Source organism: Nitrosospira sp. Nsp18 (assembly GCF_900103145.1).
Taxonomy (GTDB): domain Bacteria; phylum Pseudomonadota; class Gammaproteobacteria; order Burkholderiales; family Nitrosomonadaceae; genus Nitrosospira.
The window spans coordinates 148,863-159,513 of the sequence record NZ_FMWY01000003.1 but is presented as its reverse complement, the minus strand read 5'-3'; the positions used below and the strand labels follow the sequence as shown (position 1 = coordinate 159,513).

General features: G+C 55.8%; 9 protein-coding genes. 8 read left to right on the top strand and 1 reads right to left on the bottom strand.

Going from position 1 to position 10,651, the window contains the following annotated elements; genetic code table 11:
- Positions 1–155 precede the first annotated feature (155 nt).
- The 5 genes from BLS94_RS02575 to BLS94_RS02555 all read left to right on the top strand — a co-directional run bounded on the left by BLS94_RS02575 (position 156) and on the right by BLS94_RS02555 (position 7,820).
- Entirely contained in the window at positions 156–3,413 is a 3,258-nt protein-coding gene (locus BLS94_RS02575; protein ID WP_176767769.1) for an autotransporter outer membrane beta-barrel domain-containing protein, read from the top strand.
- A 283-nt stretch (positions 3,414–3,696) separates the two neighbouring features.
- Positions 3,697–3,990 carry a c-type cytochrome gene (locus tag BLS94_RS02570; RefSeq protein WP_256325253.1) on the top strand — a complete coding sequence of 98 codons (294 nt, stop codon included), beginning with the start codon at positions 3,697–3,699 and terminating at the stop codon, positions 3,988–3,990.
- A gap of 40 nt (positions 3,991–4,030) precedes the next feature.
- Positions 4,031–5,008, top strand: a complete 978-nt coding sequence (locus BLS94_RS02565) for a hypothetical protein (protein WP_143021635.1) — start codon at positions 4,031–4,033, stop codon at positions 5,006–5,008.
- Positions 5,009–5,031: 23 nt separating this feature from the next.
- The gene (locus BLS94_RS02560; RefSeq protein ID WP_090957630.1) at positions 5,032–6,576 is read left to right on the top strand and encodes an FAD-binding oxidoreductase; all 1,545 of its coding nucleotides are present in this window, start codon (positions 5,032–5,034) and stop codon (positions 6,574–6,576) included.
- 113 nt (positions 6,577–6,689) lie between these two features.
- Positions 6,690–7,820 (top strand): NAD(P)-dependent alcohol dehydrogenase, encoded by a 1,131-nt coding sequence (locus tag BLS94_RS02555; RefSeq protein ID WP_090957629.1) that lies wholly within the window; start codon positions 6,690–6,692, stop codon positions 7,818–7,820.
- Positions 7,821–7,945: 125 nt separating this feature from the next.
- Here the strand turns inward: BLS94_RS02555 and BLS94_RS02550 are convergent, their stop codons facing one another.
- Positions 7,946–8,554: a PEP-CTERM sorting domain-containing protein gene (locus tag BLS94_RS02550; protein WP_090957628.1), complete on the bottom strand. Its 609-nt coding sequence runs from the start codon at positions 8,552–8,554 to the stop codon at positions 7,946–7,948.
- 358 nt (positions 8,555–8,912) lie between these two features.
- Here BLS94_RS02550 and BLS94_RS02545 point away from each other — a divergent pair, with 358 nt between their 5' ends.
- Genes BLS94_RS02545 through BLS94_RS02535 form a run of 3 tightly spaced genes read left to right on the top strand, consistent with a single transcriptional unit; the run spans position 8,913 to position 10,594 of the window.
- Positions 8,913–9,479, top strand: coding sequence for an NADPH-dependent FMN reductase (locus BLS94_RS02545; protein ID WP_090957627.1), 567 nt, complete (start codon positions 8,913–8,915; stop codon positions 9,477–9,479).
- 53 nt (positions 9,480–9,532) lie between these two features.
- Complete coding sequence (locus tag BLS94_RS02540) at positions 9,533–9,934, top strand: hypothetical protein (RefSeq protein WP_072767571.1); 402 nt, start codon at positions 9,533–9,535, stop codon at positions 9,932–9,934.
- A gap of 45 nt (positions 9,935–9,979) precedes the next feature.
- Positions 9,980–10,594 carry a hypothetical protein gene (locus BLS94_RS02535; protein WP_090957626.1) on the top strand — a complete coding sequence of 205 codons (615 nt, stop codon included), beginning with the start codon at positions 9,980–9,982 and terminating at the stop codon, positions 10,592–10,594.
- The last annotated feature ends 57 nt before the right edge of the window (positions 10,595–10,651 follow it).

Sequence of the window (10,651 nt, the reverse complement as noted above, 5' to 3'; positions counted from 1 at the left end):
AATCATCTTCGATGCACTAAAATGAATTCCTTTCCTTATGGCACAACGTTAACTGCAAAACTGTTTCGGTAACCTTTTTCTATGGCGCAACGCGTGCACGCCGCGTTTCTTTTCAAATGGGATTCGCCGCAACATTATTAGCGAGTCCCGTTTTAATGCCCTTGGTCCATGCCCAACAAAATCTCACCTGGGATGCCAGTGGTGCTGCGGCGGGCGCTGGTGGTACCGGAAGCTGGGACACGAGTTCTCCAAGCTGGTTCAACGGCACTACCTTTCAGGCATGGCATAACCTGGCGTCCGACAACGCGATCTTCGATGGAACGGCCGGCAGCGTGACGCTCGATACGCCAATCACCGCGTACAATCTTACTTTCAGTACGAATGGATATATTATCGATGGCGGCACACTCACGCGTAGCGGCGCCAGCCCCACGGTTATCGTCGACGCGCCCATGGCGATAATCAACTCGAATCTTGGCGGCAGCAGCGGTTTGAGGAAGGGCGGAGCGGGTACACTGGTCCTGACCGCTGAAAACCTGGGCTTCAGCGGCGTGACGACGGTCACCCACGGCACGCTACGCGTGGATAATGCAAATGCGCTCGGTACCTCGACGGCAGCTTCCGACCTGGTACTGAACAAGAATTCGACTTTCTTTTTCAATACGGACTTCACACATGATTACACCCTGATGGGCAACACGGTGAGCGTGCAAGGAGGAGAGGGGGCTACCTGGAACGGTTCCCCGACGCTGACCCTATCGACCATCATGAACTTGAATGGAGCAAACGGCACATTATCGGGCAACCTAAGCGATACCGGCGCCCACGTGCTTTCCCTGACAAGAAACGGCACGGGCCGCATGACGTTGTCGGGAAATAATGCTTATACGGGCGCGACCACGGTCACTCAGGGCATTCTGCAACTGGGTAGCGCGAATGCGCTCTCGGCCGGCAGCAACCTGGCGTTCAACGGTGAAATTGGCACGGGTGGCTCAATCGAGCTGACCAGCTCGTCGGGCGACTTTACACGAAATCTTGGCACTGGGGCCGGGCAGGTACAATGGGCCGGAGATGGCGGTTTCCAATCCTCCGGATCGAATCGGGTTGTTGATATTGGTGGCGCCGGTGCCACGCTGGCGTGGGGGAGCGGTGAGTTTGTGCCTACCGGCCACCGGCTCATCCTGGGTGCTTCCGGCAATGGGATGCTTGATTTCCAGAACGGAATAGACCTCGGCGGGGTGCTCCGTACGATTCAGGTCGAGGGTGGCGCCAGCAGTGGTCATGCTCGGATCAATGGTGTTTTATCTGGAGACGGCGGGCTGAACGTTGCCGGAAACGGCGCGTCTTTATTGGAATTGACCGCTGCCAACACCTACACGGGCGGCACGGTTTTGACTTCCAGCACGTTATTGGTGAGCTCGGATGAAAACCTCGGCGCGGCCTCGGGTACGCTTACCTTCAATGAGGCCACGCTGGTAAACACAGCGGCTTTCTCGACGGGGCGCAGCATCACGCTCAACACTCCCAATGATACCTTCCAGACCGACGCGGACCTGGTGGCCAACGGTGTAATAAGCGGTGGCGGCAGTCTGAACAAGACCGGATCAGGCGCGCTCATTCTGGCGGGTACCAACACCTATGCGGGGGCCACGACAATTACTGCCGGTACCTTGCAGGTCGGCAACGGCGGCACAACGGGCAATCTCTCGGGCGATGTCGATGTAATGAATAACGCGGTGTTGACTTTTAATCGTTCCGACAACAACAGCTATGGCGGCATTATCTCCGGTACCGGGTTGCTGAATAAAGACGGAGCCGGTGTGCTCGCATTGACCGGTGACTCAAGCGGTTTTGGCGGACATATGTTCGTGAATGACGGCACACTTGCGATAAGCGGGACACTGGGCGGTACGCTGGATGTGCTGGCCCGCGGCCGTCTGCAAAGCACCGGCACGACTGGAACTACCATTACAGCCGGTACCATTGCGCCAGGAAACTCGATCGGCACGCTGACTGTCGACGGCAACTACACCCAGCTTCCCGGTTCCACTTATGAGGTGGAGGTTGAGCCGGGGAACCGCAGCGACCAGATCATCGTCAAGGGGTTGGCAGATATTAAAGGGGGCACGGTTTCCGTTATCCACACGACCGGTTATTACGCGCCTGGCAGCCGCTATACTATTCTGACAGCCGACGGGGGCTTGTCGGGCCAGTTCGATAGGCTGACTCAGAATTTGCCGCTTATTAATCTCGGCCTGGTCTATGATCCAACCCATGTTTATCTTGACGTGCTCCGGTTTTGCACTATGGCTGGCACTCGTAATCAGTGTGCCGCCGGAAACGGTACGGAGAGTCTGGGGCCTGGCAACCCGATCTATAGCGCCATTGTTGGCTTACCCGACCAGGAGAGCGTGCGACGGGCATTCAACAATCTCTCCGGCGAAAGCCACGCGAGTGAAAAAGCTGCAATAATCGAGGACAGCCGCTTCGTGCGTGAAGCCATCTCCGATCGGGTGAGGCAGGCTTTCAGCACGGACGCCGCGTTGGCCCAGGAAATACCGGGTCAGACGCTACAGCGAAATCCGACAACGGGACGTGCCTTTTGGAGCCGTGGCTTCGGCTCTTTCGGTCATCGCAATGGGGACGGCAATGCCAGCCGTATCGGCCGCAATATCGGCGGGATCTTCATTGGGGGGGATATGCTGATTGCGGATAAATTCCTCATCGGTGTTGCCGGCGGCTACAGCAATGCTTCATATAACGTGAGCCAGCTATTGGCGAGCTCCAGCGATAATTATCATATCTCCGTTTATGGCGGCACACGGTGGGGCCCCCTTGGGCTGCGCGTTGGCGCCGCTTACGCATGGCATGATCTTGAAACCAACCGGAACATCGCCTTCGCCGGCTTCTCGGACCATGCCAAGGCGAATTACACCGCCCATACCGCCCAGGTATTTGGCGAAGTAGGTTACAGCCTGCCATTTACCCTGATATCGCTTGAGCCATTTGGCAGAATTGCTTATGTCAACCTTGATGCGAATAGTTTTCAGGAACGCGGCGGACCCGCAGCCCTGCGCAGCAAGAAGGATAACCAGGGCACTGCTTATACGACTGTTGGTCTCAACGCAGCGAAGATATTCTCAAGCTCTGACAGGATGACTACCACATTGCGCGGCTCGCTCGGCTGGCGCCATGCCTTCGGCGAGATGACACCTATCTCGAGTTTCGCCCTCCCCGGAGGATCTTCCTTTACCGCCGCAGGCGTATTGATCGCGGGCAATGCCGTCGTCATGGTCGCGGGCATGGATGTAAATATTATCAAAGCAGCCACTTTCGGCATTTATTACAACGGTCAGGTATTGCACAATATCGTGGATAACGGTGTCCGTGCGAATCTCAGCTGGAAATTCTGAGCGGGTATTGCCGGATTAGACTATGCTAGGTCCTGCTCGTGCTGAGTGGTCTGAGTGGAAGCGGAAGGATCAATGTTGCGGTTGCCCGGATAGTATGTCTTCAAGTTAGGCGCAACTTTTCTTTCTCTTATAAAATTCTCTTCTATAATAAAACAAGCAAAAGACTCTCGCTATCCCCCGATGAATCGCGCGAAGCGCATGAATTCGGTTCTCAACAAGCAATACGATCTATGAGAGGCGCGGTATGAGGAAAACAGGACCAGAAGGCTCAGCTGTCGGTTTTATGCTCGCAATGATAGTCACTGCCGGACTCTTCGCCGATGCCGCGTGGGCAGCGCCTGAGAAAGTTCCCGCGTCAGGGTTTGCGTGGAAAGATGGCGCCGAAGTCTACATCAAGGTTTGCGCTTATTGTCATGAAGGTGGTCCTGTGGGGCCACAGATTCGCGGTCGTGAGCTCCCTGCAGTTTATGTCCAAACGGTGGTGAGAAACGGATTCCGAGCGATGCCTGCTTTTAGGGCTTCCGAGATCAACGACGAGTCCCTGGCAAAACTGGCTGAATATATCTCGAAAAATTGAATCGACCGGCAGTAACAGATAAGCGCGGGGAGGCTGAACAATGGACGTTAACAGACGTAATCTTATGAAAGGTGCGCTTACGGGCGGGACATTGCTGGCGTTGGGCATTCCTGCGGGCGCGTTTGCAATCCCCCCGAGAAGGGCAGAAAAATTCGGACTGCTGCTGGGAAACACACCGGTGGACGCCGCGTTTGCCGCTGGTTTCCGCTCGGCCGCTCAATATTCTGCCAAGGGTGGTGGAGTGATGGCGGCAGGTGCGGGAGAAGGTAACGGCTCACCGCAAGTGGTAAAGCTAAAAGGCGGACTACTCAGCGATTATGAGATAGCGGCACGGTTGCTGGAAAAGTCCCGCGGAACACGTTGGGTTGCCGTGATGGATAGCGGCAGCGCAGCGGTTTTCACGGAACTGGTGCGGAATGCCGGCGCCAGGCTGCTCTTGCTGGGCTCGCATGTTTCCTCCGATCATGACCCCTCCAAGCAAGGTATTTTCCCTGATATTGCCAGGCTTCGCCATGTATGGGCGGCGGCGTCGCCTGCGCATACCGCGGGAGCCATTCTTGCTTCCCAGCTCATTGGGAATCAGGGCAGTTTTTCCATAACAGAGAATTTTTTCTCCGCAGAGCATTCTGCCACGCAGGCGCAGACCGATAGCGCAACGACAGACGGATTTGCCCCCGGTTTCCTGAGCTATCGGCTTGATGGACCGGATGCGATTCATCTTCATTGCTCCGGCCTTTCGCTCTCGAATGGCTGCGAATCGCTTGGCTGGAGTAGCGCAGGAAGATGTGCGCCTGTTTCGCAGCAGGCCCCCATGCACGGAGCCATCATGGGGACCGGGCGGCCACAGTCCGCAGGTTGGGTGGAATCGGTAGGATATGCGGTAATGGCTGCGGCGCTGGGTACGGGTGCGCTTCAGGAATCCTGCTCCAGCCGCGCGTTCGTGCATCGGTCAGCTTTGGGAAACCGGGGCGAGCGGATTGATGCGACGGAGTTTACGTCATTTGTAATCGATATTTAGCGTAGCGCCGAGGAGAACAGGCTATGGCCAGCAAATATATTGCACTGCCCAACGGTGTATCCGAAAATACTTTCGATGCCGCCATAAATGAGTTTCGCGCTATTCTGGGCGAGGCGTCCGTACTCACCAGCGCGGCGCAACTCGCGCCCTACATCAAGACCATGATGCCGGTTCCGGATGCAGAACATGCGCCTTCGGCGGCGCTGCTGGCCACGACGGTGGAGCAGATCCAGAAGATCGTAGGCGTCTGCAACCGGTATAAAGTGCCTGTATGGACCATCTCAACCGGAAAGAATCTGGGCTATGGCTCTGCCGCGCCGGCCGAGCGCGGCCAGGTCGTGCTCGATCTCAAGGGCATGAACCGTATTCTCGAAGTCGATAAAGATTTGGCTTATGCTCTGGTCGAGCCAGGCGTGACTTACAAGCAGCTCTACGACTACATTGCCGAACGTAAGCTGGGTTTGTGGTTGTCCTTTCCGGCTCCTTCCGCGATTGCAGGACCGGTCGGCAATACGCTGGACCGTGGAGTCGGGTATACGCCCTATGGCGAACATTTCATGTATGCGTGCGGGATGGAGGTAGTTCTCGCCAATGGCGAGGTACTGCGCACGGGGATGGGCTCCATGCCGAAATCCAATACCTGGCAGGTATTCAAGTGGGGTTACGGCCCCTACCTGGACGGTATTTTCACCCAGTCCAATTACGGCATTGTCACCAAATTCGGCTTCTGGCTGATGCCGGCGCCTCCGGCTTTCAAGCCATTTGCCATTCAGTACCAGAATGAGGACGACATCGTGGAGATCGTGGAAACGATCCGCCCGCTGCGCATCAATGGTGTAATACCCAACGCCGTAGTCATTGCCCACGCATTATATGAAGCGCCGGTGAAGGCCCGTCGAGGCGACTATGTAAAAGGATCAGGTTCGATCCCGGATGAGGCGGTGCGCCGGATCACCAAGGATCACAATCTGGGGATATGGAACGTTTATGCCGCCCTCTACGGCACGCCGGAACAGATCGAGGTGAACTGGAAGATCGTGACGCAGGCATTTGGCAAATCCGGCAGGGCAAAAATCCTGACGGAGGAGGAAGCTGCAGCCGACCCTGCATTTGTGTATCGAGCCAAGCTCATGCGGGGAGACATGACACTCCAGGAATTTTCCTTGTACAACTGGCGCGGGGGTGGTGGGTCCATGTGGTTTGCGCCGGTCTCCCAGGCTCGGGGAAGCGAAACGCTCAAACAGATGGCTTTGACCAAACAGATTCTGGGCAAGCACGGGTTGGATTATTCTGGGGAATTCATTGTGGGCATGCGAGACATGCATCATGTCGTCGATGTTCTGTACGATAAGACAGACCCGGAGCAGGTGAAGGCGGCATATCAGTGCTTTGATGAGCTGGTGACGACGTTTTCGGCGCAGGGATATGGGATTTATCGCGTTAACACCGCTTTCATGGACAAGGTGGCTGATACTTACGGTCCGGTGCAGCGCAATGTCAACAAGATCCTCAAAAAAGCCCTGGATCCAAACGGCATCCTCGCGCCAGGGAAATCCGGTATCCGGTAAATGCATGAGTGCCGATGGGCTTTTAAGAATCAGGCAACTCTCCTTTAACTGCAACCTGATCAATTCCCTCAAACGTCAGGCAGTCATGTAATACGGATAAGGAGGCGCTACGCATGAGAGAGATCAAGGCGGCGACAATTCGACGGAAGGGCGGCCCCTTCAAGGTGGAAACCCTGCTGCTGGATGAGCCTCGTCCCGACGAGGTACTTGTCAGAATAGTGGCAACAGGGATGTGCCACACCGATATGGTGGCGCGCGACCAGTTGTATGACGTGCCCATGCCTGTTGTGCTCGGGCATGAAGGCGCAGGCGTAGTGGAGAAAATCGGCACCAGCGTCAAAAAGGTGGCGCCGGGCGATCACGTCGTACTGACCTACCTGTGGTGTGGCCACTGTAAACCCTGCCTGCGCGGCAACCTGACCTATTGCCAAAATTTTTACCCGCTGAACTTTGGTGGTGCGCGGGAAGACGGCACCACCTCCACTTATGAAACTCATGCTCACGGTACGCATGAGCGCGGCGCGCCCATTCACGACCATTTTTTCGGGCAATCGTCATTTGGCACTTTTTCCCTTGCGCATGAGCGCAACGTGATCAAGGTGCCCAGTAATGCGCCGCTGGAATTTCTCGGTCCACTTGGTTGCGGCATTCAAACTGGCGCGGGAGCGGTGATGAACTCACTGAAATTGAACCCCGGCAGCAGTTTCGCGGCTTTTGGCGGTGGCGCGGTGGGGCTGAGCGCCATCATGGCGGCGCGTGTAGCGGGAGCCACCATCATTATCGCCGTTGACGTGGTGCCCTCGCGCCTGGCGCTGGCCATGGAACTCGGAGCGACCCACGTCGTAAACAGCCGCGAGACAGATCCTGTCGAAGTCGTGCGTGAAATTACGGGCGGTGGGGCGGATTTTACGCTTGAGTCGAGCGGTCGACCTGCAGTGTTGCGCCAAGCCATTGATGCGCTGGCTACGCGTGGCACCTGTGGCATTGTGGGAGCGCCAGCGTTGGGCACCGAAGCAAGTTTCGATGTGAATGGCGTGATGACGACCGGCAAGCGCATCATCGGAATTATCGAGGGCGACAGCGTTCCCGATCTTTTTATTCCCGCGCTTGTCGAGCTATACATGCAGGGGCGCTTCCCCTTCGACAAACTGGTGAAATTCTACACGATGGACCAGATCAATCAGGCGGCCGAAGACAGCGAGAAGGGCATAACCATTAAACCCATCATCCGCCTGGAATCCTGAACTGCCGCGTCAACGGGCACTGGTGTGTATGAGATCAATGGGCGGCCGTGAAAACGAAACCCCAGTCGCCATTCAGCCTTCCGCCCAAACCCCAATTCAACTGGGAGTTTGGGCGCTCGTCAAACTCAAATTCTTCGGTTTCTGGCCGATGCCCATCCAATCAGCATAAGCCCTGCAAGCATCATTGCGTAAGTGGCAGGCTCAGGAACCGGAAGCGGTCCACCCTCGGCAAGAAGATTCACTCGAGCGACGGTGGACGGGTTGAATGCAAGGCCCTCGACATTGATAAACAGCTCATTTCCAGCGAACCGAACATCCGATGGTTGCAGACCGAGAGTTGTTACGCTGTTATCTATCTGCGCACCGATGATGTCCCCGGCAGCAGCGCTATCGAAGCGAAAAACATAGGTATTTTCAAAGGCCGAGGCAAATCTTGTGAAAGGGGCCGAGTTATGAAAATCGATCGTGATGTGATCGCTGGCGACATCGATCGCCACGTCAACGAGACTATGCGCGAATCCGGATCGACTCTGCGTAGCCGGATTGAAGAGATCGGCCACATCAGGATATTCGATACCTGAACCGATCACCGTGGCGTGCTCGAAGGACGTGACGACTGGAGTACTTGACGGCTTGGCCTGCGCAAGTGTTCGAAGACTGACCTCTGTACCATCCAATCCCGCATAAGCAGGCATGCTCAGCAGCAGCGCTGCTGTAAGAACAAGTTTCTTCATCTATATCGCTCCGGTTAGTATTATTGACCATCAGAGTTTGCGAGATAAAACGATCCTGCTTGATGCTTGAGTTGACTGGCTATGTATCAGTTGCAAGGGCGGCGTAAAATTCGCCAGCAAGGTAAACTGCTGGCAATTAGAATTCTATAGCTGAATCCGTGCATTAGGTAATTTTTTTTCGAGTAAATCGGCAAAATTGGGCATGCTCGGGGACATTTGAAGATACCGCGTCGGCGCATGTCGAGCTTTGTTGGCGACAGGCAAGTTAATGCTTTTATTATACAACTGAGCTGATAAAATCAGTAAGAAGCAGAAGCCCGCTTACGCGGGCTCATGTAGATATTTCTCGGGGAAACCAATGAAACTCAAGCTTCATACCATCATCTGCAGCACACGGCCCGGTCGTATCGGTCCATCCATCGCCAAATGGTTTCATGATCTCGCCGTGCAACACGAGAAGTTTGAATCGGTGCTGGTCGACCTCGCCGAATTCAATTTACCGGTTTACGATGAGCCTGAGCATCCCATCCGGCAGAACTATCAACATGAACATACAAAAAAATGGGCTGGCAGCGTGAATGCGGCCGATGCCTACGTATTCGTGACGCCGGAATATAATTTTGGGCCACCACCCTCTCTTTTGAATGCGCTGGATTATGTGTACAAGGAGTGGAATTACAAGCCTGCCGCGCTTGTCAGCTATGGCGGTATCTCGGGTGGCTTGCGCGCGGCGCAGATGGAAAAGCTGACCCTCACCACATTGAAAATGATGCCGATACTGGAGGCCGTCGTTATTCAGAATGCTGCCGGGCATTTCGATGACAACGATAATTTTCTGCCGGGTGATGTTCATAAAACGTCAGGCATTTCGTTGCTGGACGAACTGCACCGGTGGGCGGAGGCGTTGAAAACGATGAGGAAATGAACTTTTTCCTCGAAAGGAAGGCTATCATGATCAACTTCATTATCGCCAGTTGAATGCCACGAACTGGTGCTTTGCTCTTGTTGTCGCGCCAGCACCATACCTCGCTGGTGGTTGCGCGTGACGCGCGGCGAGCGGCGAATGAGAAAGACGCAACTGCGTTGTCCAGGGCGATTTCAGGTATTGAAGCTCATTGGCATACGGTGATGGCTACGCACTTTGATGAGGAGGAGCGGTTGATTCGAATTGCGGAGCATATGCTTGAGGCGCAAGCGGTTGCACGTATTCTCGCCGAGCACGTCGAACTGAGGATGCTTGCCTGCGGACCATGCTTACTTGAGCCAGCCGTGCGATTGCGCAGGTTTGCCGACCTTATCGTAACCCACGTGCGCTTCGAGGAGCGCGTGTTTTTCCCCCGGCTGCAGTCGCACCCTTGCGTTGACAATGCTGATGCTTAGGCTTCGCCACGGTCTATTCAACTAACCCATAAGGAAGAGATTCGCATGAATTATCCTGATTTTTATGAACAGGCTCCGGTTGTTCGTACCCGCGACCCATTCGCCGAGATGCTGGGCGCTGCGCGAGATGGCGTGCTTGAATATCATTATGCCGACGCCGTGCGCTTGGCTGGACATTCCTGTCCTACCGTCGCGGGCGCGTTTCTGATGGGGCGAGCCGCGCTGGCTGCGCTCTTTCCGGATGAGCCCGCCGAACGCGGCGCCATCGCCATACACATGCCGGCGCCAGAAAGCGAAGGCACCACCGGCGTGACGGCACAAGTGCTGACTTTGCTTACCGGGGCCGCCTCGGACAACGGCTTTCACGGCATCCAGGGGCGCTTTAGACGTAAGGGATTACTCAGCTTTGCTGAAAGCAAAGAGGGCGAAGCCATCAGCTTCAAGCGGCTCGACACCGGGGCGGGCGTTACGGTAAGCCTGGACGTTTCTCCTGTTCCGGGCGACCCTGCCCAAGGCGCGCGCATGGCCGCCATTCTGTATGGCAACGCGGACGATGAGCAGCGGGTCGCCTTCGCCAATGCCTGGCAGGAACGCGTGCGGCGGCTGCTGTTTGAGTTTGCCGACGATCCAAGGGTGATACGCGTCACCCCCGTGCAATAGCGCATGGTAAAAATCTGCATTTTTTAAGATGCCGCGGTTCCCCGCGGGACATCCGGT

Bases quoted from the DNA above. Each gene is read 5' to 3' on its own strand.
- BLS94_RS02575 (WP_176767769.1), top strand. From the start codon at position 156: ATGCCCTTGGTCCATGCCCAACAAAATCTCACCTGGGATGCCAGTGGT.
- BLS94_RS02570 (WP_256325253.1), top strand. From the start codon at position 3,697: ATGCTCGCAATGATAGTCACTGCCGGACTCTTCGCCGATGCCGCGTGG.
- BLS94_RS02565 (WP_143021635.1), top strand. From the start codon at position 4,031: ATGGACGTTAACAGACGTAATCTTATGAAAGGTGCGCTTACGGGCGGG.
- BLS94_RS02560 (WP_090957630.1), top strand. From the start codon at position 5,032: ATGGCCAGCAAATATATTGCACTGCCCAACGGTGTATCCGAAAATACT.
- BLS94_RS02555 (WP_090957629.1), top strand. From the start codon at position 6,690: ATGAGAGAGATCAAGGCGGCGACAATTCGACGGAAGGGCGGCCCCTTC.
- BLS94_RS02550 (WP_090957628.1), bottom strand. From the start codon at position 8,554: ATGAAGAAACTTGTTCTTACAGCAGCGCTGCTGCTGAGCATGCCTGCT.
- BLS94_RS02545 (WP_090957627.1), top strand. From the start codon at position 8,913: ATGAAACTCAAGCTTCATACCATCATCTGCAGCACACGGCCCGGTCGT.
- BLS94_RS02540 (WP_072767571.1), top strand. From the start codon at position 9,533: ATGCCACGAACTGGTGCTTTGCTCTTGTTGTCGCGCCAGCACCATACC.
- BLS94_RS02535 (WP_090957626.1), top strand. From the start codon at position 9,980: ATGAATTATCCTGATTTTTATGAACAGGCTCCGGTTGTTCGTACCCGC.